At 71.3% G+C, this 26,328-nt stretch carries 15 protein-coding genes; 4 read left to right on the top strand and 11 right to left on the bottom strand.

Features of this window, described 5'->3' with window-relative positions:
• The first annotated feature begins 52 nt into the window (after positions 1-52).
• Positions 53-958 carry an acetylglutamate kinase gene (gene argB, locus PV963_RS39565; RefSeq protein WP_425540986.1) on the top strand — a complete coding sequence of 302 codons (906 nt, stop codon included), beginning with the start codon at positions 53-55 and terminating at the stop codon, positions 956-958.
• A 13-nt stretch (positions 959-971) separates the two neighbouring features.
• On the opposite strand, the gene PV963_RS39560 is transcribed toward argB, so the two are convergent.
• The 3 genes from PV963_RS39560 to PV963_RS39550 are packed head-to-tail and all read right to left on the bottom strand — an operon-like array spanning position 972 to position 3,313.
• A complete protein-coding gene (locus PV963_RS39560) occupies positions 972-1,466 on the bottom strand; it encodes a GNAT family N-acetyltransferase (RefSeq protein WP_274821255.1) in 495 nt (164 codons plus the stop codon).
• Between the two features lie 29 nt (positions 1,467-1,495).
• Complete coding sequence (locus PV963_RS39555; RefSeq protein WP_274821254.1) at positions 1,496-3,094, bottom strand: amidohydrolase; 1,599 nt, start codon at positions 3,092-3,094, stop codon at positions 1,496-1,498.
• 6 nt (positions 3,095-3,100) lie between these two features.
• Positions 3,101-3,313: an MbtH family protein gene (locus tag PV963_RS39550; RefSeq protein ID WP_086599049.1), complete on the bottom strand. Its 213-nt coding sequence runs from the start codon at positions 3,311-3,313 to the stop codon at positions 3,101-3,103.
• 91 nt (positions 3,314-3,404) lie between these two features.
• On the opposite strand from PV963_RS39550, the gene PV963_RS39545 reads away from it, so the two are divergent.
• Positions 3,405-4,502: an alpha/beta hydrolase-fold protein gene (locus tag PV963_RS39545; protein WP_274821253.1), complete on the top strand. Its 1,098-nt coding sequence runs from the start codon at positions 3,405-3,407 to the stop codon at positions 4,500-4,502.
• Between the two features lie 79 nt (positions 4,503-4,581).
• Here the strand turns inward: PV963_RS39545 and PV963_RS39540 are convergent, their stop codons facing one another.
• From PV963_RS39540 to PV963_RS39505, 8 genes are all read right to left on the bottom strand, one after another.
• Entirely contained in the window at positions 4,582-6,282 is a 1,701-nt protein-coding gene (locus PV963_RS39540) for an ABC transporter ATP-binding protein (RefSeq protein WP_274821252.1), read from the bottom strand.
• A complete protein-coding gene (locus PV963_RS39535; protein WP_274821251.1) occupies positions 6,269-17,188 on the bottom strand; it encodes a non-ribosomal peptide synthetase in 10,920 nt (3,639 codons plus the stop codon). Before PV963_RS39535 ends, PV963_RS39540 begins: the two co-directional genes overlap by 14 nt.
• 58 nt (positions 17,189-17,246) lie before the next feature.
• Positions 17,247-19,034 carry an ABC transporter ATP-binding protein gene (locus tag PV963_RS39530; protein WP_274821250.1) on the bottom strand — a complete coding sequence of 596 codons (1,788 nt, stop codon included), beginning with the start codon at positions 19,032-19,034 and terminating at the stop codon, positions 17,247-17,249.
• A 46-nt stretch (positions 19,035-19,080) separates the two neighbouring features.
• Complete coding sequence (locus PV963_RS39525) at positions 19,081-20,139, bottom strand: iron-siderophore ABC transporter substrate-binding protein (protein ID WP_274821249.1); 1,059 nt, start codon at positions 20,137-20,139, stop codon at positions 19,081-19,083.
• A 114-nt stretch (positions 20,140-20,253) separates the two neighbouring features.
• On the bottom strand, positions 20,254-21,093 hold the full coding sequence (locus PV963_RS39520) for an ABC transporter ATP-binding protein (protein WP_274821248.1): 840 nt from the start codon (positions 21,091-21,093) through the stop codon (positions 20,254-20,256).
• 38 nt (positions 21,094-21,131) lie between these two features.
• The gene (locus PV963_RS39515; RefSeq protein ID WP_274821247.1) at positions 21,132-22,205 is read right to left on the bottom strand and encodes a FecCD family ABC transporter permease; all 1,074 of its coding nucleotides are present in this window, start codon (positions 22,203-22,205) and stop codon (positions 21,132-21,134) included.
• Entirely contained in the window at positions 22,202-23,260 is a 1,059-nt protein-coding gene (locus PV963_RS39510) for a FecCD family ABC transporter permease (RefSeq protein WP_274821246.1), read from the bottom strand. Before PV963_RS39510 ends, PV963_RS39515 begins: the two co-directional genes overlap by 4 nt.
• A 139-nt stretch (positions 23,261-23,399) precedes the next feature.
• A complete protein-coding gene (locus PV963_RS39505; protein WP_274821245.1) occupies positions 23,400-24,755 on the bottom strand; it encodes a lysine N(6)-hydroxylase/L-ornithine N(5)-oxygenase family protein in 1,356 nt (451 codons plus the stop codon).
• A gap of 207 nt (positions 24,756-24,962) precedes the next feature.
• On the opposite strand from PV963_RS39505, the gene PV963_RS39500 reads away from it, so the two are divergent.
• Together PV963_RS39500 and PV963_RS39495 are read left to right on the top strand one after the other, a co-directional pair.
• The gene (locus PV963_RS39500) at positions 24,963-25,910 is read left to right on the top strand and encodes a methionyl-tRNA formyltransferase (protein ID WP_274821244.1); all 948 of its coding nucleotides are present in this window, start codon (positions 24,963-24,965) and stop codon (positions 25,908-25,910) included.
• 134 nt (positions 25,911-26,044) lie between these two features.
• Positions 26,045-26,326 (top strand): hypothetical protein, encoded by a 282-nt coding sequence (locus PV963_RS39495; RefSeq protein WP_274821243.1) that lies wholly within the window; start codon positions 26,045-26,047, stop codon positions 26,324-26,326.
• Positions 26,327-26,328 lie beyond the last annotated feature (2 nt).

Below are 26,328 nucleotides of genomic sequence, written 5' to 3'. Positions count from 1 at the left end.
CTCCCCCCTTGTCCGTCCGAAGTCCTGGCCTGCCCATGAATGGAGTGGCTCCGTGAGCGTGACCCAAGCCGACCAGGTCGCGACCTGCTCCCCCGAAGAGCTCCGCCCGCCGGAGGAGCTCCGGGGCAGCACGGTCGTCGTCAAGTACGGCGGCCACGCCATGGTGGACCCCGGACTCCAGGAGGCGTTCGCCCACGACGTCGTGGAGCTGTGGCGCGCGGGTCTGCGCCCGGTCGTCGTGCACGGCGGCGGACCGCAGATCAGCGCGATGCTCGACCGCCTCGGCCTGGAGACCCGTTTCGAGGCGGGCCTCAGGGTCACCACCCCGGAGACCATGGACGTGGTGCGCATGGTGCTGACGGGCCGGGTCCAGCGCGAGCTGGTCGGCCACATCAACGCCCATGGCCCCCTCGCCGTGGGGATGACGGGCGAGGACGCGCACACCATGACGGCCGTACGGCGGGCGGCCTGGGTGGACGGCCGGGCGGTGGACATCGGCCTGGTCGGCGATGTCGTCGACGTGAACCCGCGCGCGGTGCGCACGCTCCTGGAGCAGGGGCACATCCCCGTGGTCTCCCCGGTGGCCCGCGGCGAGGACGCGCAGGTCTACAACGTGAACGCCGATCTGGCGGCGTCGGCACTGGCCGTGGCCCTCGACGCCGCCCGCCTGGTGGTGCTCACCGACGTGGCGGGACTGTACGCCGACTGGCCGCACAGCACCGAGGTGATCGAGCGGCTGACAGCCGACGAACTGGCCGCGCTGCTGCCGGGGCTGGCGGCCGGGATGCTGCCGAAGATGGAGGGCTGTCTGCGGGCCGTCCGCGGCGGCGTGCGCAGGGCGCACGTGCTCGACGGCCGTGTGCCGCACGCACTGCTGCGGGGCGTGCTGGGCCTGAACAGTCCCGGCACGACGGTGTTCGCGGAGCAGGGCCCGGGCGCCGGGGCGAGCTTCGCCTGAGGATCCGAGGCCGTCACAGGGTTCGCGCGAGGACGCGCGCGTTGCGGCGTGGGTCCAGGGACGTCGCCCAGGCCGCGGGCGCGAGGCGCACGCCGGCCGGGGCGAACCCGTGCCGCAGGAAGAGGCTGCCGCTGCCGACCGTCGCGGTGAACAGGGAGCCGACCGACTGGGCGCGCGCCCTGACCAGCACGGCACGCAGCAGCCGGCCTCCCAGTCCGCTGCCCTGCCGGTGCCGGGCGACGCAGAAGTTGTAGAGAACGCCCGCGGGACCACGGCCCCCCTCCTCCGCGTCGGCCGCGTGTACGCGCAGGGCCAGGCAGCCCTCCAAGGCGCCGTCGGGTCCCTCGGCCACGAGGAAGTCGGCCGCGTGGGCGGCATAGAGCGGGACGGGCCGTCGGCGTAACGCCCCCGAATGCACGAAGGGCTGGGACAGGGCGGCGAGTGCGGCGGCGTCCTCGGGGCGTGCGGGGCGTACGACGGAGATCGCGGTGAGAGGAGCACGCGGCAACGGCGGTGCGGTACGCGGCGTGGCCGTGTTCAGCGCTTCCCTTCCCCGCTGCCGAATCCGCCGTCGCGTCGATCGCGACCGTCGACGTACGTCGCCACCACCTCGATGTCGCCGATGCGGGAGGTGTCGACGCGCCGCGGGTCGTCGCCGAGCACGACGAGATCGGCGCGCTTGCCCGGGGAGAGGCTGCCGACGCTGTCCTCCCAGTGGCAGGCATAGGCACCGGCGACGGTGTAGGCGCGCAGCGCCTCGTCCACGGTGATGCCCTCGTCCGGGCCGATCACCTGGCCGGACTCGGAGGCGCGCTCGACCATGAACTGGACGGCCCGCAGCGGGGATCCGTCGGTGACCGGCCGGTCGGAGCTGCCGACGAGGGTGATGCCGTGGTCCAGGAACGCCTTGCCCCGGTACAGCCACGGTGCCCGCTCCTCGCCCATGATCGCCGCGTAGTCGTCGCCGAAGTAGCGCAGGAAGTTGGGCTGGACGACGGCGCTCACGCCGAGCCGCGCGAAGCGCGAGAGCTGGTCGGGGCGGATGAGGCCCGCGTGTTCGACGCGGTGCCGCACGCCGTGGCGCGGGCGCAGGCGCTGGGCCCGTTCCAGGGCGTCGAGGGCGACGTCGGCCGCGCGGTCGCCGATGGCGTGGACGGCGAGCTGCCAGCCGGCGAGGTGGCCGGCCACGATCGTCTCGGTGAGCGTTTCCGGGTCGTCCTGCAACTGGCCCGTGTGGGCCAGCCCTTCGTAGGGGCTGCTCAGCGCGGCGGTGCGGGCCATCATGCCGCCATCGGTGTAGACCTTCAGGGCACCGACGGAGAGCCAGTCGTCGCCGAAGCCCGTGCGCAGGCCGAGGTCGAGGGCCCTGGGGATGCCGTCGGCCTCGTGCGCGGTGACGTGCCGCAGCCGGTCCGCGGCGACCATGAGCTGCACCCGCAGCGGCAACAGGCCCTTCTCGCGGGCTAGTTGGTAGGCGCCGAGTTCGACCGGGCTGTGTCCGAAAAGAGTGCCGCCAATGCCCGCCTCGGCGCAGGCGGTGACGCCTTCGGCGACGCAGGTCCGGGCGGCGCGTCCGATCGCCTCGGCGAGTTCCTCCTGGGAGTACGGCAGGCGCAGTGCGCGGGCGGCGCCCATGGCGCCCTCGGCGAGGAAGCCGTTCTCGTGCGGGACACCGGCCGGGAGCAGGTCCAGAACGGCGGTGTTGACGACGCAGCCGTGTCCGGAGTCGTGCAGCACGAACACCTTGCGCCCGTGGCTCACCCGGTCCAGTTCGGCGGCGGTCAGATGGCGGCCCAGGGCCCGCTGGTCGTAGCCGGCGATGCTCACCCAGGCGCCCGGCGCGCCCTTCCGGAGGACGGCTTCCTCCACCACGGCCAGCGCGTCGTCGATCCGCGTACGGCCCGCGATGCTCGGCGTGTTCTGCTTGAAGCCGGCCCAGGCCAGGTGCACATGGGCGTCGATGAACCCGGGCAGCACGGTGGCGCCCTGAAGGTCGATCACCTCCTGTGCGGGCAGCGAGGTCACGGCCTCGTCCAGGCCGACGATCCGGCCCTTCCAGATGCCCAGGTCGTGGGCGACGGGGTGGGCCGGATCCATGGTGACGATACGGGCGTTCGTCAGTCTGGCGCAGAGCATCGGGTGTCAGGCGTCCATGGACTCGGCGAGGGAACGGGGGCGCAGATCGGTCCAGTTGGCCTCGACGTACTCCAGGCAGGCCTCCCGGGTGTTCTCCTCGAAGGCGATCGTCCAGCCCCCGGGCACGTCCGCGAAGGACGGCCAGAGCGAGTGCTGGCCCTCGTCGTTCACGAGGACGAGGAAACGGCCGTCGGCGTCGTCGAAGGGGTTGGTGCTCATGTGCCGGTGCCTCCTGTGAAAATTAGGTTAGGCTCGCCTAATCGCAACTGAGCTTAGCCTTCTCGCTTTCCGCTCCACAAGGAGACGTTCAATGAGGTTGGTGGGGGAAGACACGTTCGCCGCGTTCGGACTGCCCGGCACACCCGGCACCGACGAGTTCTGGGTGGCCGCGCGGACACCCGCGTCGGTACCCGACGGCGACGGCTGGGTGACCCTCTTCCTGTGGCGTGGGTCCGATGCGGCGAGCATCGACTTCGAGAGCTGGTCCGAGCCGGTGCCGCTGCGCCGGTTCGGCGACACGGACTGCTGGTACGCCGAGGTGCGCATGCCCGCGCGGCTGCGGGTGACGTACCAGTTCCGGGTGGGCGAGGAGGCGTACGCCGATCCGTTCAACCCGGCCGGGGCCGGCGGTGACCGGTCCATCGCCGCGACGCCGGACGCGCCGGCCCAGCCGCACTGGCCCGCTGTCGGTGCCGACGGAGTGCTTCCCCTGCCCCGCACCCGGATCCGCTGGGCCAGTGAACGGCTGGGCGGGCGGCGGACCGTGCGCGTGCATCCGGCGGGCGGTGGCGGGCCCGTGGTCCTGCTGCTCGACGGGGACGACTGGCTGTATCTGCACCCGGCCATGACCGCGTTCGACTCGGCGGTCGCCAGTGGGGAGATGCCGCCGGTCACCCTCGTCTTCCTGCCGGCGAAGGACAGGGAGACCGAGTTCGCGTGCCGGCCCGAGTTGTGGGAGGCGGTCCGGGACGAACTGCTGCCGCTGGTGGCGGAGTCGGGGGTCTCCGCCGACCTTGACTGGTTGGTGGTCGCCGGGCAGAGCCTCGGCGGGCTGAGCGCGGTGTACGCGGCGCTGGAGTTTCCGGAGCTGGTGTCGCGTGTGGCCTGTCAGTCGGGGTCGTTCTGGTGGACGTCCGATGCGGTGGGTTCGGCGGATCCGTTGGGGGGTCCGGTGGGTGGGGCGATCGCCGCGCGGCTGCGGGAGGGGGCGGATCTGTCGGGGCTGCGGGTCGCGTTCGATGTGGGGGAGCACGAGACGCGGATGCTGCCGCATTGCGAGGCGGTGGAGGCCTTGGCCGAGCAGGCCGGGGCGACCGTGCGGGTTTCGCGGTCGGCCTCCGGCCATGATCGGGTGGGGTGGCGTCATGCCCTGCTGAGGGATGTCGCCTGGGTGTTGGGGGCACCGTAGTTGTCTGCGGGCCGGTGGGGGCTGGTCGCGCCCGCGCGGCGGAGCCGCAAATCGAAACAGCCCCGCGCCCCTTAAAGCTTCACCGCGCCACCGCCGAGCAGTAGTTCTCGTCCGTCGCCAGCAAGTTCCGGTGGGTGTCCTCGGCCGTGACGACGCCGTCGTCCAGGACGAGGACCCGGTCGGCGGCGTCCAGGAGGGCCGGGCTGCTGGTGAGGACGATGGTGGTGCGGCCCCGGCGCAGTTTCGCGACGTTGCGTGCGATGAGCTGTTCCGTGACCGCGTCGACGGCCGTGGTCGGATCGTGCAGGACGAGGACGTCGCTGTCGGCGGCCAGGGCGCGGGCCAGGGAGAGCCGTTGGCGCTGTCCCCCGGAGAGGTTCGCGCCGCGGTCGCGGACGCCGTAGTCGAGGCCTTCGCGGTGGAGGGCGACGACGTCGGTCAGCATGGACGCCTCGACGGCCTCGGGGACCATGCGGCTGGTGCCCGACGGGTCGATGTTCGAGCGGAGCGTCCCCGCGAAGATCTCCCCGTCGTAGGGGTTCACCAGCACGTGCTCACGGACCGCCTCGACCGACAGGTCCGCGAGGTCCCGCCCGCCGACCCGCACCGTTCCCTCGTACATGCCGGGCGGGACGTTCACGGCCAGGATCGACGCGAGGTCGGCCGCCGCGCGCGGCTGGTAGGCGGCGATCGCCACGAACTCCCCGGCGGACACCTGGAACTTCAGCTTGCGCAGGGTTCCGTACCGGACGCAGTCGATCTCCACGTCCCCGCTCTCCGCAGGGCGTTCGGATCCCGGCGTCATCACCGGCGGCGCGGTCAGCACCAGCGCCATGCGCTCGGCCGATGCGCGCGCCATCATCACGTACTTCGGCATCTCCGAGAACAGTTTGAGCGGTTCCATGATGAACTGCGCCAGGCCCACGGCCATGACCAGTTCGCCGATGCTGACCCGGCCGTCGAACGCCAGCCAGCCCGCCGTCAGCGTCACGGCGCCGGCGAGTACCGCGTTGAGGGCCAGCGCGGTGCCCGCGTACGCGCCGTTCACCTTGGCGACGGTGATCGCCTGGACCTTCGCCTCCGTGCTGACCTCGCGATAAGACCGGAACGCCGCGTGGTTGCCGCCGAAGCCGTGCAGCGGGCGCAGGCCGGTGATCAGGTCGGCTACCTTCGCACCCGCCCGCGCCACCCGGGCCTGCTGTTCCTGGGTGCTGGTGCCGATCCGCTTGGACAGCACGCTCAGGCACGACAGGATCGCGACGGTTCCCACGATCACCAGCAGACCGAGCCGGATGTCGGCCAGGCCCAGCGCGACCGCCGCGACCACCACCGCCACGAGCGAGCTGATCAGCAGCGGCACCACCTCGATGATGTCGGCGGTCTGGTCGGCGTCCTCGGTGGCGATGGTCAGCACCTCGCCGGACTTGAGGTCGACGTCCCTGGCCACCGGCTTCAGGCCGCAGGCCGCGACCTTCACGCGCCAGCGGTGCGCCTCCGTCGTGTTGGCCTTCTGAAGGATGCGCATCCCGAATCGCCAGGACAGCGACACGGTCGTGATGATCACGGCCAGTACGGCGATCGAGAGGCCGAGCGAGCCGAGGCTGCGGTCCCGCATCGTGTGCTCGACGATCAGGCCGAGCGCGATGGGGAAGGCCGTCTCGCCCGCCTGGTACATGCCCATGAGGAGGGTGCCGCCGGCCATGGCGCCGACGTTGCGGCGCAGTGCGGTGCGGAGGATGTCGGACCCCGAGCGGGGCCGCTGCGTGTCAGGAGTTGTCATCGAGGTGGCGGGCAATCGCTTCCGGGGTGCGCAGGGTGAACAGATCACGGATCGTGATCACGGGACCGTACTCGCGGCGGAGCAGCCCGATCAGCCGCACCGCCAGCATGGAGTGTCCTCCGAGGGACACGAAGTCGCTCACCGCGCTCACCTCGTCGTCGTCCAGGTCAAGTGCCTCGGCGAAGTACTCGCACACCACGGTCTCGGTCTCGGTCGCGGGCCCCCGCTCCCCCACCGTGGTCAGCGCGCCCAGCGGCTTGGCCTCCGGCAGCGCCTTGGTGTCAGCCTTCCCGTTCACCGTCAGCGGGATGCTGTCGACCTGGGCGTAGTGGGTGGGGCGCAGGAAGTCCGGCAGTCCCGCGCCGACGTCGGCGGCCACCGTGGCCAACTCCGCCCCGTCCAGCACCAGATAGGCGGCCAGCCGGTACGAGCCGTCGACCTGCGGGTCGGGCTGGGCGACCGCGGCGACGAACCGCACCGCCGGGTGCGCCGCGAACGCGGCCTCCACCTCGCCGAGTTCGACGCGGTGCCCGCGGATCTTGACCTGCTGGTCGGTGCGGCCCAGGTACATCAGGTTGCCGTCGGGCCGGCGGACCACCAGGTCCCCGGTGCGGTACATGCGCTCGCCGGGTTCCCCGAAGGGGCAGGCGACGAAGCGGTGCGCGGTCTGGGCGGGCTGCCCGAGGTAGCCGCGCGCGATGCCGATGCCGGACACGTACAGCTCACCGGGCACGCCGTCCGGCAGGGGGCGCAGCCAGGGGTCGAGGACGTACACGTCGGTGTTGTCGATCGCGACGCCCACCACCGGGTCCTGGCACTCGAATGTGCCGACGCCGAGGGTGTTGATGGTGTACTCGGTGGGTCCGTAGAGGTTGTAGCCGACCGTTCCCTCGGTCTCGGCGAGCCGCTGCCACAGTGTCGGCGTGACGGCCTCGCCGCCCAGCAGCACCAGCGGCGGCCGGCGTTCCGGGTCGTCGAGCAGGCCCTCGGCCACCAGCTGCTGTGCGTAGGTCGGGGTCACGTTGACGACGTCGATCCCGTGCTCCAGGCAGTACTCGACCAGCCGGGGCGCGTCGCGGCGCAACTCCTCGTCGCAGACGTGCACTTCATGCCCGTCGGCGAGCCAGAGCAGCTCCTCCCAGGACATGTCGAACGCGAACGACACGGTGTGCGCGATCCGGAAGATCCGGTGGCCGTGCTCCGCCAGCACCGGCTCGAAGATCCGGCGCTGATGGTTGATCAGCATGTTGGTGAGTCCGGCGTACTCGGTCACCACGCCCTTGGGCTTGCCGGTCGATCCCGAGGTGTAGATCGTGTACGCGGGGTGCCGCAGGCGGTCCGGGTCGTCCGGTGCGAACGTCACATACGGCTCGGACTCGGGCAGCGGGCGGTCCAGCTCGATCAGGTCGCCGCTCAGCGCGGTCAGCCGGGGCGACACGGCGCTCACGGTGAGGATCACCTCGGGGCGGGCGTCCTCGACGATCGCGGCGATCCGCTCGTCAGGGTGGTCCAGCTCCAGCGGCACGTACGCGGCGCCGACGCGCAGCACGGCGAACAGCGCCACGATCGAGTCGAGGGAGCGCGGGATCGCGAGACCCACGTTCGTCTCGGGCCCGATGCCCCGCCGGGCGAGCACGCCTGCCACCGCGCGGCTGCGGTCCCGGAGTTCGGCGAACGTCATCCTCGAACCGTGGGCGACGAGCGCGACGCGCTCCGGTGCGCGGTCCGCCGCCCGGTCGAACCGGTCGACGACGGTGTCCGTGCCGACGTCCGTGCGCTCGCCCCGCGAGGGCTCCGCCCCCAGGCCCCGCAGGGCACCCACCGGGCCGGTCGAGCGGGCCAGGTCCTCCAGCACGCGCAGGTAGTCGTCGAGGAGGCGACGGGCGTTCCCGGTGTCCTGGTCGCGGTACTCCAGCTTGACGGTGAGCCGGTCGCCGGGCGTGACGACCCAGGTGAACGGATAGTGGGTGGAGTCGTCGGCCTTCACCGAGGTGATGCCGTGCCGGGCGTTCATCTCGGCGAAGGCGTCCATGTCCAGGAAGTTCTGGAGCACGAACAGGTTGTCGAACAGGGTGTCGTGCCCGCTCGCCCGCTGGATCTCGCCGAGCCCCAGGTGCTCGTGCTCCATCGCCTCGACCCTGGCCGTCTGCACGGCCGAGAGGTAGTCGCGGACCGTGTCGTCCGGCCGCGGCCGCGTCCACATGGGCACGGTGTTGAGCAGCACGCCGACGATGTCGGACAGTCCCTCGCCCTCCCGGCCGGAGACGGTCACGCCGAACACGGCGTCGCTGCGGCCCGTGTGGGCGCCGAGGAGAAGGCCGAAGGCTCCGGTCAGCACGGAGTTCAGGGTGACGCCGTGCGTCCTGGCCGCTTCCCGCAGCAGGTCGGACTGCTCGGCGGACAGCGTGTGCACGAGCGCGCGCGGCAGGTCGTCCGAGAAGGACGGCGCCGGTCCGGCGAGCAGTGTGGGGCCGGGGAGGCCGGCCAGGTGCTCCGCCCAGAAGCGTTCCGAGGCGGCCGCGTCCTTGGCGGCGAGCGCCCGGGCGTAGTCCTCGAAGCTCGGCGTGGCCGGGACCGCGTCGAGCGGCTCGCCCGCGACGGCGGCCTGATAGGCGTCGAACAGGTCCCGCAGCATGATCTCGCGGGACCAGCCGTCCCACAGCAGCAAGTGGTAGCTGAGCAGGAGGCCGTCGCGGTCGTCGGGCAGGCGCACCACCGTCAGCCGGATCAGCGGTGGCTCTCCCGGGTCGAACCCCGTGTCGCGGTCCCGGGCCCGCAGCGCGTCGACCTCGGCGTCCGTGGACAGCTCGATCGTGCGGACGTCGACCCTCCGGCCGGCCTTGAGGACCTGGACCGGGTTGCCGTCGGAGTCGGTCGTGAAGCCCGCGCCCACGACCGGGTGCCGGGCGATCACGTACGCCATCGCCTCGGCCAGCGCGCCGGTGTCCAGGCGCCGGTCGAACGTGAACCAGCTCTGCGCCACGTAGTGCCCGGCCGAGCCCGCCATCTGGGCCTGGAAGAACAGGCCCCGCTGGAGCGGGGTGACCGGTGCGGTGCGCTCGGCCGTCGTGACGGCGTCCGCGATGCGCTGGAGTGCGCCCTGCCAGTGCTCGGTGATCTCGTCGGGGACGCCCTCGGCGAGGGTGAAGGCCGTGTGCAGGCTCCCGGTGGCCTCGTCCAGCCAGGCGTTGACCTCGACGGCGTAGGGGCTGCCCTGGTCGCCGCCGGTGATGTGCACCGCCTGGGACTCGCTGCCCCGGCCGAGGTAGTTGAACAGCACCTGCGGGCGGGCGGTGTCGAGCAGCTGGGCCGTCTGCGGGTTGAGATACCTGAGCTGTCCGTAAGCGACGTGAGCGCGCTCGTCCGGCTGGCGTTCGGCGACTTCGCGCGCGGCCGCGACGGGGTCGGTGTGCGCGGTGAGCCGTACGGGCGCGATGGAAGTGAACCAGCCGACGGTACGGGTGTAGTCGTGCTGTTCGAGCACCGGGACCCGGCCGTGCCGCTCCAGCTCGATCGCGAGGTCGGTGGGCGAGGGCTGGATGTGGGTCAGAGCGGTGCGCAGGGCTCCGCACAGCAGCTCGGTGAGGCCGATGCCGAGTGCTGCGGGGGCGGTGCGTGTCAGGCGGTCGCTCGCTTCGGGCGGGAGTACGACCGTGGTCTCCCGCAGTCCCTCGACGGCGGGGAGCAGCGGGGGCGCCTGGAGCGTGGTGAGCCAGTACCCGAGGTCGTCGATCGCATGGGCGGACCCGAGGGCCAGGGCTTCGGCGTACTCGGCGTACGACGTCGTCGGTGCGGCCAGGGCTTCCCCGCGCAGGGCGGCGGTCAGGTCGTCCAGCAGGATCATCCAGGACACCGAGTCGACGGCGAGGTGGTGCACGGTGACGACCAGGGTTCGGGTCGCCTCCAGCCACGAGAAGGCGATGACCTCTCCCGACTCGGGGTCGAGCCGTCCGGCGGCCTCGTTCGCGGCGGTCTTCGCGTCGGTGGTGTCCGGGCGGACGACGGTGATGTCGCGGGCGGGTTCGGTGCGGAGGGTCCATACGCCGTGTTCGGTGCGGAGGCGCAGTCGCAGGGTCGGGTGTGCGGCGACTACGGCGTTGGCCGCGCGCTGGGCGTCCGTGAAGCCGGTGCCGTCCGGGGCCTGGAGTGTCCTGGCCTGGGCGAACCGGGTGAGGGAGCCGCTCAGTTCGCGCTGGCGCAGGATGATCGGTGTCGGGGGGAGCGGGCCGTCCTCGCGGTGAGTGGGGGTGGCGGCCTGTGGTGTACGCGTCGCCAGGTGCTCGGCGAGTGCGCGGGGGGTCTTGTGCAGGAACACGTCCCGGGGGCTGATCGGCAGGCCGAGCGTGCGGGCGCGGTTCACGACCGTGATGGCGATGATGCTGTCGCCTCCGGCGTGGAAGAAGTCGGTGTCGGCGGTCACGTCCGAGCCGGGCAGCGTCTCTGTGAAGATCTTGGTGAGTGCGGCCACCGCGGTGGTTTCGTCTGCGGGTGCGTCGTGGCTGGTCGCGCAGTTCCCCGCGCCCCTTTGGGCGCGTTTCACCAGCGCCTTTCGATCCAGCTTGCCGTTCACTGTCAGAGGCAGTATTTCAACCGGCAGCACCCGCCCCGGCACCATGTGCACGGGCAGCTTCCTGGACAGTTCCTCGGCGAAGTCCCCCGGCACCCGGCCCACCACATGCGCCACCAGGTGATCACCGCTGTCCGCCACCGTCACGGCGACGTCGATCACACCGTCGAGTTCCCGGATCGCGGACTCCACCTCGCCCAGCTCGATGCGGAAGCCCTTGAGCTGGACCTGGTCGTCGGCGCGGCCGGCGAACTCCAGCTCACCATCGAGGGTGCGGCGGGCGAGGTCGCCCGTGTGGTACATGCGGGAACCGTCCCCGGCGAAGGGGTTCGCCACGAACCGGCTCGCGGTGAGGCCGGGCCTGCCCAGGTAGCCGAGCGACACCTGGTCGCCGGCGACGTAGATGCCGCCCACCCGGCCCGGCGGCACCGGCCGGAGCCGGTCGTCGAGGAGGTAGGTGACCAGGCCGGGGATCGGACCGCCGATCGGGCTGACGTCGTCTCCGGGGCCGAAGTCCTGGTCGGTGAGCACGCGGTGGGTGACGTGGACGGTGGTCTCGGTGATGCCGTACATGTTGACCAGCTCGGGCGAGCCGGTGCCGTGCCGCTCGACCCAGCCGCGCAGCCGCCCGAGGTCCAGCGCCTCGCCGCCGAAGATGACGCGGCGCAGGGCGGGCAGGGGCTCGCCGGCGTGCCGGTCGGCCTCGATGAACTGGTAGAAGGCGGACGGCGTCTGGTTGAGCACGGTCACCCCGCGCTCGCGGACCAGCCGGTGGAAGTCGACCGGGGAGCGGGTCAGCCCGTACTCCGGCACCAGCAGTTCACCGCCGTACGCCAGCGCGCCCCACAGCTCCCAGACCGCGAAGTCGAAGGAGAAGGAGTGGAACTGGACCCAGACGTCGTGCGGGCCGAATTCCATGTCCGGCTGGGTGTTGGCGAGCAGGGTCACCACGCTGGAGTGCGGGACGACGACGCCCTTGGGCCGGCCGGTCGATCCGGACGTGTAGATCACGTACGCGGGATCGTGCCGGCCGGGCTCCGGGCGGGGCTGCTCGGTGGTGGCCTGGGGCAGCTCGTCACCCTGGACGAGTACGCGGGCCCGCACGCCCGTACGGGCCAGGAGTTCCGTGAAGCGGTCGCGCTGCTCGCGGTCCACGAGGACGACCTGCGGGGCGGCGTCGGCGAGGATGTACTCCAGCCGTTCGTCCGGGTACGCCAGGTCCAGCGGTACGTACGCGCCGCCCGCGCCGACGATCGCGACCAGGGCGACGACCTGCTCGACGGACCGCGGGACGGCGACGGCGACCCGTCGGCCGGGGCCGACACCGGCCGCGCGCAGGGCGGCGGCCAACTCGTCCTTGGCATCCGCCAGTTCGCCGTACGTCAGGGACCTGGTCCCGCCGTCGAGGCCGCACTGGGTGACGGCGGTGGCGGCCGGGTCGCGCCGCGCGGCGGCGTCGAAGAGGCCGCCCAGGGTCGTCGGGGTGATGCGCGCGGGGCGCCGGTCGCCCTCGGACATCACGTCGTCGACCAGGGTGTCCGGTCGGGTGAGCAGGGCGGTGAGCGTCGAGGTGAACGTGCGCAGGATCGCCTGGGCGGTGCTCTCCCGCAGCAGCTCGCCGTCGTAGATCAGGTTGAAGCGGAGACGGCCGTCGAGTGCGCGCTCCACGACCAGGGTCAACGGGTAGTGCGGTGCGCCCTCGTTGACGAGGTCGGTGACGACCAGCGTGTCGCCGGGCCGCCGCAGCGCCTCCACATCGGTCGCGACGTCGAACACCACCAGGGTGTCGAACAGGGAGCCGGCGTCGGCCTGGCGGCCGATCCTGGCCAGGGAGACGTGCTGGTGCGGCAGGACGGCGCCCTGGTGTTCCCGCACCGAGGCGAGCAGGTCCCGCGCGGTGGTGATGCCGGTCCAACGGGCGCGTACGGGGATCGTGTTGATGAACAGACCCACCATGTCCTCGATGCCGGGCACATCCGCGTCGCGGCCGGACACCGTGGAGCCGAACACCACGTCCCCGCCGTGCAGTATGCCGCCCAGCGTCACCGCCCAGGCGCTGTGCACGGCCACGCTCAGCGGCACGCCGGCCGACCGGGCGGCCGCGTCGATGTCGTGCTCCGGCCGCGCGGCGGTGTCGGCGAACCGGTCGGACGGGGTGTGCCCCTCGGCGACCAGCGACGGGCCGGGCAGGTCCGCGAGCTGCTCGCGCCACACCCGGTCGCTCTCTTCGGCGTCGCGTCCGGCGAGCCAGCGTACGTAGTCGGCGAAGCCGCCGATCGGGTACACGGTCCCGGGCGCGTGGTACTCGGCGACCAGCGCGCGGAGCATCGGCGGCACCGACCAGCCGTCGGCGACGATGTGGTGCACGGTCTGTACGAGGACGTTGCGGCCCGGGCCGCCGCGGACGAGGGTGTACCGCATCAGCGGGCCGGTCGCCAGGTCGAATCCGGCGCGGCGGTCCCGCTCGGCCAGGTCACGCAGCTCGGCGTCGGTGATGCCGGGGCGGTCCAGGGTGGTGAAGGGCGCCTCGACTCCGCTCTCCAGTACGGAGACCACCCGGCCGTCGGCGAGGGCCACGAACCGCGCGGCCAGGTTCGGGTACAGCGTGAGCAGCCGGGTGGCCGCCGCCGCGAGCCGGTCGGCGTCCACCTCACCGTCCAGGGTGAGCAGTTGCTGCTCGACGTAGGCGCCGGCCGAGTCGTCGTCGAAGACGGAGTGGAAGTACAGGCCCTCCTGCAACGGCGTCAGCGGCAGGATGTCCCGCAGCGCCGGGCCGTCCAGGGCGTCGACGTCGGCCTGCGTCAGCGACACGAGGGGGAAGTCGCTGGGCGAGTGGCCGCCGTGCGGGTCGAGTGCGGCCAGTCCGGCGAGGGCGTCCCGGAAGTAGGCGCCGATGGTCGTGATGTCCTGGTCGGTGAACATGCCGTCGGGCCAGGAGATGGTGGTCACCAGGTCGTAGTCGCCGGTCGGGGCCGGTTCGGCGATCGCGTTGAACTCCAGGGCGCGCGGCAGCCGCATCCGTGGATCGCGCTTCTCGCCCAACTGGCCGGTGGTCTGGGCGAGTTGCCAGTCTCCGGGCTCTCCGGCGGCGAAGCGGCCCAGGTAGTTGAAGAGCACCTGCGGTGCGGGCGCGTCGAACTCGGTGTCGGTCAGGTAGCGCAGGGCACCGTAGGAGACGCCGTTGTCGGGCACCCGGGCGAGGTCTTCCTTGACCGCCTTGAGGGCGGCGGTCAGGTAGTCGGGTGCGGTGAGGTCGGCCGCCGTGCCGGGGTCGACGGTCACCGGGAAGAGCGTGGTGAACCAGCCGACGGTCCGCGACAGTTCGGGCTCGAAGCCGGCGGAGGCCGCCACGAACTGCCCTTCGCGGCCATGGCCCTCCAGCTCGATGTGCGCGAAGGTCTGGTCCTGCCCCAGGTCCCGGCGCCAGCGGGCGAGGGCGACGGCGAGCCCGGTCAGCAGAACGTCGTTGACGCCCGCGTGGAACTTCGCGGGGATGTCGCCCAGCAGCGCGGACGTGATCTCCGGGCCGGCCGAGACGGTCCGCAGTCGCTCCGTCGCGACGGTGTCGGCTGTGGACAGCGCGCGTCTGCCCACCGGTCGGTCCTCCCCCGGCAGGGGGCGCCAGTAGTAGGAGCTGTCCGCGTCGAACGCCGCGCGCTCCAGCAGTTGCGTCCAGCGCCGGAAGGACGTGCCCACCGGGGGCAGCTCGACGGGGGTGCCCGAGGCGAACTGCCGCCAGGCCGTGGCCAGGTCGTCCATCAGGATCCGCCAGGACACGCCGTCGATCACCACGTGGTGGGCGACCAGGACCAGCTGCCCTGCCGCGCGGCGCCAGACGGCTCGCAGCATCACGCCGTTGTCGGGGTCCAGGGCGTCGGTGGCGAGTGCGACGCACGCGTCGAGCGGCAGGTCGCTCTCCTGCCACCCGGCGGCGGCCCCCTCCGGCTCCGGGATGTCGAAGCTCCAGCGGTCCGCGCGCACCAGCCTGGCGCGCAGCATGTCGTGCCTGCGGAGCACGGCGGTGAGGATCTCGTCGAGGGCGTCGGCGGTCAGGTCCGGCGGGGTGTTCAGCACGACGGACTGCACGAAGCCGTCGATCGCTTCGGTGGTCTCGCCGAGCCACTGCACGATGGGCGAGCCCACGACGGAACCGGTCGCGACATCGCGGTGGTCGACCGTGGAGACGTCCTCCCGGCTCGCGACCGAGGCCAGGGCCCCCACGGTGCTGTGGGTGAAGATCTGCCGTGCCGTGACGTAGAGGCCCGCGTCGCGCAGCGCGGTCAGCAGTGAGATCGCCAGGATGCTGTCGCCGCCGAGCTGGAAGAAGTCCTGGTCGACGCCGACCTCTTCGAGCCGCAGCACCGCCGCGACCGCCGCGCAGACCGCGCGTTCGTCGTCGGTGGTGGGCCGCACGAGCGTGCCGGTGCCGATGGTGGGCTCCGGCAGGGCGTTGCGGTCGAGCTTGCCGTTGGCGGTGAGCGGGAACTCCGTCATGACGACGATGTGGGCGGGCACCATGTACTCGACCATGTGCTCGGCGGCCCACGCCTTGACCTCGTCCGCCCGCAGGTCCTCGCTGCCTGCCGCCGGGATGACGTAGCCCACCAGGTAGGTGCCGCCCGCCGCGTTCTTCCGCGCTACGACGCAGGTGTGCCGTACGCCGGGGTGCTCGGCGAGGCCGACCTCGACGTCCTCGATCTCCAGCCGCATGCCGCGGATCTTGATCTGGTTGTCGGCACGCCCGAGGAAGTCCAGCGATCCGTCCGGGGCGAACCGGGCGAGGTCACCGGTGCGGTAGAGGCGGGAGCCGTCGTTCGCGAAGGGGTTGGCGACGAACCGGGAGGCCGTCAGACCGGGCGCGTTGACGTAGCCGCGTCCCAGGAGGAAACCCCCCACGTACAGTTCACCACCGACGCCGACGGGGACCGGGCGCAGTTCCTCGTCCAGGACGTACAGCTGGGTGTTGGGGTTGGCCTTGCCGATGGAGGTCGACAGGCGTTCCGCCTCTCCCCGGTAGATGACGTGCGAGACGCCGATGGTCGTCTCGGCCGGGCCGTAGCCGTGGTACATGGGGATGTCGAGCTTGGTGCGGAACCGTTCGTACAGCTCCGGGGTCAGCACCTCGCCGCCGCACCACACGTGCCGCAGGGTGTCCAGGCGGCCGGAGTCGCCGGCGATCTCCAGCAACACGTCCAGCATGGACGACACCAAATACGTGAAGGTGACGCGCTGTTCGGCGATCACACTCAGCAGGTGGTGCGGGTCGCGTTCGCCGCCGGGCCGCAGCACCACGAGCCGGGCGCCGGACACCAGCGGCAGGAATATCTCGTTGATGGAGATGTCGAAGGACAACGGCGCCTTGAACAGCGAGGCGTCGTCGTGGCCGAAGCCCAGGATCTCGTTCACCTGCCACAGCAGGCGCTCGCTGATCGCCTCGTGGCGGATCATGGCGCCCTTGGGCCGTCCGGTCGAGCCGGAGGTGAAGATCACGTACGCGAGGGCGTCGCCGTGGACGGTGACGCCGGTCCCCTCGGTGGGGTGGGAACCGTAGCGCCAGTCGTCGAGGTCGACGGCCACGGCCGGCGGTTCGGCCGGCTCGTGCTCGCCCGAGGCGTTGAGCTGTACGACGACCCGGGCGTCCTCGATGACGACGGCCCGGCGCGCGGCGGGCCACTGCGGATCGAGCGGCACGAACGCGCACCCCGCCTGGAGCACGGCGAGCAGACCGATCACCATGTCGGCGGAGCGGCCCAGTGAGATGCCGACGACCTGTTCGTGGCCGAGGCCGCGTTCGATCAGATGGTGGGCCAGCTGGCTGGACCGCTCGGCCGCCTGACGGTAGGTCAGCGACCGGTGCTCGTCGACGATGGCGACGGCCTCCGGTCTGGTCCGCGCCTGCTCGCGGAACATCTCCACGATGGTCGGGCGGACCCGGTCGGCCCCGGTGTCGTTCCACCTGGCCAGGACTTCCAGTCTCGCGGCCACGCTGGACGGGCCGATGGTGCCGAGCGGCCGGTCCGGGAAGTCGGCCAGGTCGTCCAGCGCGAGCTGCGCGTCGGCCGGCGCGACACCGTCCGGGACGGTGATGCTGCGGCCGTCCGCGCCGACCTCCCAGTCACCGGGCCCGGCCCCGCCGTTGTCGACCCATCCGAGGACGTCGGCGAACAGGGTGCCGGGGGTGAGGTCGATGCCGTCGGGGCTCCGGCCCGTCGTCCAGTACGACAGCCCGATGGCGCACGCTTCGGTGATGGTCCTGTCGGAGTAGTCGCCGGTCCGCCGGCGTACGTCGGCCAGGAGTGCGGGAGAAAGCCGTACGAGACGAGCGCTCGGTTCCATCATCGAAGACTCAGCACCCTTTCAAGGAAACCAAAGTAAGCCCAGCCTAACTTAGGCTTGCCTAACTACCCTCGCGCCAGGCCTGCCACAACCGCGCGTACCGGCCGCCCAGCGCCACCAACTCGTCGTGCGTGCCCTGCTCGACGACGCGGCCCGCGTCCAGCACGGCGATCCGGTCCGCCGCCATCGCCTGGGTCAGCCGGTGCGCCACGAACAGCGTGGTCCGGCCCGCGCACGCGGCCACGACCGCGCGTTCCAGCTCGGCGGCGCCCTCGCTGCCGGCCTCCGCGGTGGACTCGTCGAGCACCACCACGGGCGAGCGGGCCAGCACCAGCCGGGCCAGGGCGATCTGGGCCACCTTGGTGACGTCCAGGCGTTCACCCCCCTCGCCGACCGTGGTGTTCAGCCCGTCGGGCAGCGCCTGGACCCATGCGTCGGCGCCGACCGTGCGCAGCGCGTCCGTCAGTTCGGCGTCGGTCGCCCCGGGCGCGGACAGCCGCAGGTCGTCGGCGAGCGGGCCGGAGAACACGTGTGTCTCCTGCGTCAGGATGCTCACCAGGGCCCGCGCCCCGGCCTCGTCCAGACCCGCCAGGTCCGTGGCGCCGATGCGGACCGACCCGGCCTCGGGAGTCCCGATGCCCGCGATCAGCGCGGCCAGGGTCGTCTTGCCCGCCCCCGTCGCACCCACCAGCGCGAGCGAACCCCCGGCCGGGATCGTCAGATCGACGTCCCTCAGCACCGGTTCCTCGGCGCCGGGGTAACGGAACGTCAGCCCCCGCACCGTCACCGGCAACGGCTCGGCGTCCGCCGGCGCGACGGCCGGGTCACCCACCAGCCGGCCCTCCCCGGCTTCCCCCAGCACACCGACGAGCCGGGTCAGGCTCGCGCCCGACTTCTGCGCCTCGTCGAAGGTGAACATGATGAGGCCCAGCGGACCGAACAGCCGGTGGAACAGCAGCGGGGCCGCCGACACCTCGCCCAGGGTGGCGGCGTCGGCCTCCAGCAGGGCGTACCCCACCAGGAGGATCAGGACCAGCCCGATGAACTCGGCGCGGTTCTCCCGGCCGACGAACCGGCCGAAGAACCGGAACACCTCGATACCGAGATCGCGCACCCGCCAGGACTCGCTGGTGACCTTCTCGCGGAAGACGCCCTCCAGGCGGTACGCCCGGACCGTGTCGATCCCGTTCAGACCGCTGATCAACGCCTGCGCGCGGTCGGCCTGGGCCACCCGCTGCTTGCGGTAGAGCGGGGCGGAGCGCGGGAGGTACCAGCGCAGGGCCAGCGCGTACGCGGGCAGCGCGCCGGCGCCCGCCAGTCCGAGCCGCCAGTCCAGCCCGAACATGCCGAACGTGGCGATGGTGACCAGCACTCCGGCCGAGAACACCGTGGGGATGGCCGTACGGATGCCCTTGGAGATGACGGCCACGTCGTCGCCGACCCTGGACAGCACGTCTCCCCGGCCGACCTGTTCGATGCGGGCGCTCGGCATCCCCAGCACCGCCCGGACGGCCCCTTCCCGCAGCCGTGCGAGCAGATCGGCGCCCAGCCGGCCGATCAGGTAGGTCGACACCGCGGTGGCCGCCGCGCCGAGCAGCGCGGCGGCCCCGATCAGCACCCCGATGGTGACCAGGACCGAGCGGGACTCGCCCTCGACCACGCCGTCGACCACCCGGCCGAGCAGCAGGACCGGGAGCACCTGGAGCGCCGCGCCGGCCACCGTGGTGAGCACGGTGGCCGCCGACAGCCAGGGCACCTCGCGGCAGTGCGCCGCGACCCATCGGGAGGCCTCGCGTCCGGTCGCCGTGTGCAGGGTCGCCGGGGCGGGGCGGGTGGCGGTCGCGCTCACACCGCGACCCGGGCGGGAAGGGGACAGGAGATGGTGACCGGCATCGCTACTCGGCCACCGACTTCACGAGCTCGTCGACGGCGTACGGCATGGACAGCAGGGTGCCCTGCGAGATGGCCGCGCCGACCGCCGGGCCCTCACTGTCCAGCAGGTAGGACACGTTGCCCTTCTTCACGGCGTCGAGGTTGGCGAACAGCTTGAACTTCTTCAGCGACGCCGTGTCGGCCTTGTCGTTGATGACGAAGATGCGGTCGACGTCGACCAGGTCGACGCGCTCGGGCGAGAGCTTGGTGTAGAAACTGCCGTCCGCGACCTTGTCGATCTCGGTCTGGTACTTGAAGCCGATGCCCGTCACGAGCCGGCCGCGCACGTCGGTGGAGGTGAAGGGCGCCACCGAGTTCTCGTACCAGGACAGTACGACGGCGGTCTGCTTCGCGAGCTCGGGGTTCGCCTTCTTGGCCGCGTCGAGCTTGCCCTGGATGTCCTGCACCATCTTCTCGCCCTCCTCGGCCTTGCCGAGTGCCTTGGCGATGTGCAGGGCGTTGTCCTGCCAGGGGGCGCTGAACGGCTCCTTCTCGGCCTTGGTGCGGGCCACCGTAGGCGCGATCTTGGAGAGCTTGTCGTAGCCGGCCTGGTCGATCTCGGAGTAGACCGCGACGATCAGGTCCGGGCGCAGAGCGGCGATCTTCTCGTAGTTGGGGCCGGTGTCACCGTTCTTCATGATGACCTCGGGCTTGGTGTCGCCCCACTTGTCCTTCACCCAGGGCCACTGGGTGTTGATGTCGGGGCTCTGGCCCGCCGGGTTCGGGTACTGGTCGGTCATGCCGACCGGCTTGATGCCGAACGCCAGGACGGTCTGGTCGTCGGTGTAGCCGACGGTGACGACCCGCTTCGGGGCCTCGGTGACCTTCGTGGTGCCGAACGCGTGCTCCACGGTGACCGGGAAGGCACCGGCCGCGGCGGTCGAGGTGTTGTCGCTGCCCTTGTCCGCCGAGTCGGTTTCGGAACCGCACCCCGCGAGGAGGCCGACGCCGAGCGCCGCGGCGGAGAGGAGTGCCGCGGCCCGCCGCCATGGCGTCCTGCGCGTCGTTCTGTGGAGGAGCATCCGTCAATCCCCTTGCTGTTCGCACTGTCCACTGCGCCCCCGGATAAGGGCAGGCAAACCGTATCGCAAGGCAGTAAGGCAAGCCTAGCCTTACTTACGTAACTTTATGGCGAACTAGTCGAGTTGGACATGCGTGCGACCGATCGGGACGATGAGCGGCCGGTCGCCCACCGGGTCGTCGATGACCTTGGCGCGCAGTCCGAACGCCTCGTGCAGCAGCTCGGCGGTCAGCACGTCACGGGGATGCCCCTGCGCCAGTATCGAACCCGCCCGCATCACGATGAGGTTGTCGCTGTAGCGCGCGGCCAGATTGAGGTCGTGCAGCACCATCACCACGGTGCATCCCGACTCGTGCAGATCGTCGACCAGATCGAGCACGTCCATCGCGTGCGCCAGGTCGAGGTAGGTGGTCGGCTCGTCCAGCAGCAGCAGATCGGTGCCCTGGGCCAGGGTCATCGAGATCCAGACGCGCTGCCGCTGCCCGCCGGACAGCGCGTCGACAGGGCGGTCGGCCAGGTCGGACACCCCGGTCATGGCCAGCGCGCGTTCGACCACGTCGGCGTCGTCCGAGGACCACTGCCGCAGCCAGCTCTGGTGCGGATGGCGACCCCTGGCGACCAGGTCGGCCACCGTCAGCCCCTCGGGCGCGACCGGCGCCTGCGGCAGCAGGCCGAGTTTCCTCGCCACGTCCCTGGTCCTGAGCCGGGCAATGTCGTCACCGTCCAGCACGACCGTCCCCTTGGACGGTTTGAGCAGCCGGGACAGGGTCCGCAACAGGGTCGATTTTCCGCAGCCGTTGGGGCCGATGATGGTGGTGATCACCCCGGGGGGTATCGCCACGTCGAGATCGTCGATGACGGTCCGGGCGCCGTATCCGACCGTGACGCCCCTGGCTGCCAGCCGTGAGGCCTGATCGGACTCGGACTCGACCCCGGTGACGGACTGAGTGACCACAAGGCCCCCTTACTTAGGCTCGCCTGACTTTGTACCAGCTATCTGCGGTTCGCCCGTACCAGCAGATAGACGAGGAAGGGGCCGCCGATCGCCGCGGTGACCACGCCGACCGGGAGACCGACGGGCAGTGCCGTACGGGCGACCAGGTCCGAGCCGGTCAGCAGCAGCGCGCCGACCAGCGCGGAGGCCACCATGGGCGGCGTCGGGCACCGCGCCAGACGCATCGCCACCTGCGGGGCCACCAGCGCCACGAACGGGACCGGGCCCGCCGCGCTCACCGCCACGCCGGCCAGCAGCACGGCGCACAGCAGGAGGACCGCCCGCACGGCCGAGTACCGGACGCCGAGGCCCGCGGCGACGTCGTCACCGAGGTGCATCGGCTTGAACTGGAACGCGGCGCCCGCCACGACGACCAGCAGGACGAGCGTGCCCCAGACGGCCACTTGGACCTCGTCCCACGACCGGTCGTCCAGCGAGCCGACCAGCCACGCCTGGGCCTGGGCCACGTCCCTGATGTCGGCCGAGACCAGCAGCCAGGTCGTGAGGGCCTCCATCACGGCACTCACCGATATGCCGATGAGGATGAGCCGGAGGCCGTCGATCCCGCGCCGCCAGGCGAGGAAGTACACCAGCAGGCCCGTGCCGAGACCGCCCATGAGCGCCGCCGCAGACAGGCCCACGGAGCTGACGATCGCCGCGGCCGTCCCGCCCGACACCGTCACCAGGAACACCGCGACCGCGCTGGCGCCGTTCGTGATGCCCAGGACGTCCGGACTGGCCAGCGGATTGCGGGCGATGGACTGCGTGAGCGCCCCGGACACCCCGAGCCCGATGCCCACGACGACCCCGGCAAGGGCGCGCGGCATCCGCAGATCCATGATCACGAACTCGTCGACCTGCTCACCCCGGCCGAAGATCGTGGCGATCACCTGGGGCAGCCCGATGGGGAAGTCCCCGACGCCGATGGACAGGCAGAACACCAGGAACGTCGCCGCCCCGAGCAGCAGCGAGACGCACACGATCCACGGCCGCCACACGAACGACACCCGGCCGAGCCGCACGCCCGGCGCCACCGACGGCTTTACGTCCGGCTTCACGCCTGTCCTGTTCATGCGTTCTTGAACTTTCCGCGCCACACCAGAGCCGCGAAGAACGGGGCGCCCAGCAGAGCGACGACGACACCCGCGTCGAGTTCGCTCGGCCGCACCACCAGGCGGCCCACGATGTCGCAGACCAACAGGACGATGGCGCCGAGCAGACCCGCGTACGGCACCAGCCAGCGGTAGTCGGGCCCGGTCAGGTACCGGGCCACGTGGGCCACCATGAGCCCGAGGAACGCGATGGGCCCGCACGCGGCCGTCGCGGCGCCCGCCAGCAGTGTGATGGCGGTGATGCCGATGGTCCGGCTCAGTGCGATGTTCACCCCGAGCCCGCGCGCCACGTCGTCACCCAGGTTGAGCAGGTTGAGGGCCGGCAGCGTGATCAGTGCCAGCACGAGTCCGGCCGCGATGAACCCGGTCACCGGCCAGATGACGCCGAATCCCACTCCGGCCACCGAGCCCGCGTTCCAGAACCGCAGCGCGTTCAGCGACTTCTGGTCCGACAGCGCGATCGCCGTCGTCATCGCCGCGAGGAACACCGTGACTCCCTGCCCGGCCAAGGCCAGCGTCAACGGGTTCCCGGCGCCCCGGCCGATGCTCGCAAGACCGAACACCACGACACCGGCGACCGCCGCCCCCAGGAAGGCGAACCAGAGGTACTGGAACGGGTCGGAGAGCCCGAACACGGCGATCACCGTCACCACGGCGAACGAGGCGCCGGAGTTCACGCCCAGCAGGCCGGTGTCGGCGATCGGGTTGCGCGTGTACCCCTGGATCAGCGCCCCGCCGACCCCGAGGGCGACACCCGCCACGATCGCGAGCACCGTCCGGGGCACCCGCACGGTCTCCACGATGAGCCTGATCTCGGTGAGCCGCTGGTCGGACTCCGGTGCCGCGAACAGCCCGTGCCACACCTCGCCGGGGCTCAACGCGCGCGCCCCGACGGCCAACGACACCGCCCCCGCTGCCACAAGGATCAGCACCAGCGCGGCCAGGCCCACAACTCGCCGCCGACGGGCCTGAGTTGTGACCTTGGACGCGGGGCGCTCCACTGCGATCGTGCCCATGTCGACGTACGTTATCCCTTTGATCTACGGGTACGGCAGCGCCCCAAAGGGGCGCGGGCCGTCTCGATATGCGGCTCCGCCGCGCGGGCGCGACCGGCCACACTCGGCCCGCAGTCGCAATACGGCCTCACCAGCGGAGCTAACGGGCGGGGCTGCCGGTTCCGTCGGAGACCGTCCGGGCCTCGTCGGAAGCGGACTTGCGGCCCCGGTCGAGCAGCGAGTCCAGGATCTCGCCGACCCTGATGGCGGTGTTGGACAGCAGGGACGAGGTGATGCCGTGCGTGTGCTCGGTGCCGCCCTGAAGGTAGATGCCGCAGTGCAGGTCGGACTCCGTCGCGATGCGGTAGTCGCGCTCGACGCGGACGCGGCCCTCGTCGTCGCGGAGACAGCGGTCGGCCACCTCGCCGAGCAGACCGACGGGGTCGGCGGGGCTGTAGCCGGTGGCGAACACCACGACATCGGCGTCCAGGAGGGTCTCCTCGCCGGTGACGAGGGACGTGACGGTGGCCCTGACCCTGTCCGGTGTCTCCGTGACACCGGTGAGCCGGGAGACGTTGAGGAAGCGCAGGCGCTCGGTGCCGAGAACCTTCTCCTGGTACATCTGCCGGTACAGGTCGTCGATCAGGTCGATGTCCACCACGGAGTAGTTGGTGTTGCCGTGGTAGTCCATCAGCCGGCGTTTGACGTCCTTGGGCGCGGCGAAGAACTCGTCGACGGCCTCGGGGTCGAAGATCCGGTTGGCGAAGGCGCTGTCGTCGGCGGGGCTGTAGCCGTAGCGCGAGAAGACCGCGCAGACCTCGGCCTCGGGGAAACGGCGGTGCAGGTAGGCGACGTTCTCGGCGGCGCTCTGCCCGGCCCCCACGACGACGAACCGGGCGGGCGAGGTGCCCTCCAACGCGTCGACTCGGCCCAGCAGTTCGGAGTTGTGCCAGACGCGGTCGCTGCGCTCCACGCCCTTCGGCATCAGGGGGCGCAGGCCGGTGCCGAGGACGAGGTTGCGGGCCCGGTGGACCTCGAGGCCCTCCCCCGAACGGACCGTCACGTCCAGGTACTCCACGACGCCGTCGCGCACGACGGGCATGACGCCGACGACCTCGTGGCCGTAGGAGACCATGTCGTCGACCTGGCCGGCGGCCCACTCGAAGTAGTCGTGGAACTCCACCCGCAGCGGGAAGAGGTTCTTGTGGTTGATGAAGTCGATCAGCCGTCCCTGGCTCTTGAGGTAGCACAGGAAGCTGTACTCGCTGGCGGGGTTCCGCAGCGTCACCAGGTCCTTGAGGAAGGACACCTGCATGGTCGCGTCGTCGATGAGCATGCCTCGGTGCCAGCCGAAGCGCGGCTGCTGCTCGAAGAAGTGAGCGGAGACCGCTTCCTCCCCACCGGCGCGTGCGTTGTGCTCGCTGAGCGCGATCGCCATGGCCACGTTGGACGGCCCGAAGCCGATGCCTATGAGGTCGTGGATCAAAGGGGCGTCGCCAGGACGAGCCTGTGCCATGTCACTCCCATCGTCAGTCGGGCACGCCGAAGAGGCACCACCCAAAACTTAGGTAAGGCTAAGCTCATCCCGCGAGGCTGTCCATAGACAAAACGGACACGCGAGCGGGGATGGACGCCCAACACGCGCGCAGAGCGGCCCCGTTGACCACTTAGGTAAGCCTTGCTTTACTGGCCACGGCCATTCCCTGCTTCGAGGAGGAACCCTATGCGGGTCGTCATGTTCGGTTACCAGACCTGGGGGCACCGCACCCTCCAAGCCCTCCTGGACTCCGAGCACGACGTGGTCCTGGTCGTGACGCACCCCAAGAGCGAGCACGCGTACGAGAAGATCTGGAGCGACTCGGTCGCCGACCTCGCCGAGGAGCACGGCGTACCGGTCGTGATCCGCAACCGCCCTGACGATGACGAGCTGTTCGAGCGCCTCAAGGAAGCCGACCCGGACATCATCGTGGCCAACAACTGGCGTACGTGGATTCCGCCGCGCATCTTCGACCTGCCGCGCCACGGCACACTGAACGTGCACGACTCGCTGCTGCCGAAGTACGCCGGCTTCTCCCCGCTGATCTGGGCGCTGATCAACGGCGAGCCCGAAGTCGGCGTCACCGCGCACATGATGAACGACGAACTCGACGCCGGCGACATCGTGCGGCAGGAGGCGGTGGCGGTCGGGCCGGCGGACACGGCGACCGACCTGTTCCACAAGACCGTCGACCTCATCGCCCCGGTCACCATCGGCGCGCTCGACCTCATCGCCTCCGGACAGACGGAGTTCACCAAGCAGGACCGCTCCCGGGCCAGCTTCTTCCACAAGCGGTCCATCGAGGACAGCCGCATCGACTGGACCTGGCCGGCCGAGGACCTGGAGCGCCTGGTCCGCGCCCAGTCCGAGCCGTACCCCAGCGCGTTCACCTTCCACAAGGGCAAGCGACTGGAGGTCCTCGCCGCCGTCGTCTCCGAGGGCCGGTACGGCGGCACGCCCGGACGCATCTTCTACCGCGAGGGCGAGGGCGTGGTGATCGTCGCCGGCGCCGACGCCCGTACCGGCCGCAACCACGGCCTGGCCATCACGCGCGTACGGACCGAGGACGGCCGGGAGCTGCCCGCGACCGAGTACTTCACCGCCATGGGCGGCTACCTGACCGACCAGCCCTGACCAAGGGCCGACTGTGAAACTTCTGTGCAGCGCGTGGGGCTTTAAGTTTCAAGATTCCCTTTGCCGGCGGCAGCTGCGACAGTTGAGTCCATGGGGGCAGTACATGACGTCAAGTCGAACCACCGGGACGACAGTTGGCCTACCACGACACCTACCACCGGACTGCCGGCGCATTCCTGAGCCCCGTCCTCGGCTGGGTACTGGCGCTCACCGGGGCCGTGGTGCTCCCGCTGACCGCCGCGACCGCCGTCGGACCGGAATCCGAGCAGTGGCGTGACCAGAGTCCGGGCCTGTACACCGTGAGGATCGCGCAGGACACGACGCAGAAGCCGGACGCCTCGACGGTCTCCGTCCCGGCGCCCGCGCCTTCCCCCTTGCGGGCGCCCGACCCTCAGCAGGGCAACGGCCTGCCGTAGGC

Source organism: Streptomyces coeruleorubidus (genome assembly GCF_028885415.1).
Taxonomy (GTDB): domain Bacteria; phylum Actinomycetota; class Actinomycetes; order Streptomycetales; family Streptomycetaceae; genus Streptomyces; species Streptomyces coeruleorubidus_A.
Note: the sequence above shows the minus strand (reverse complement) of the source record. Positions and strands in the feature narration are given on the sequence as shown.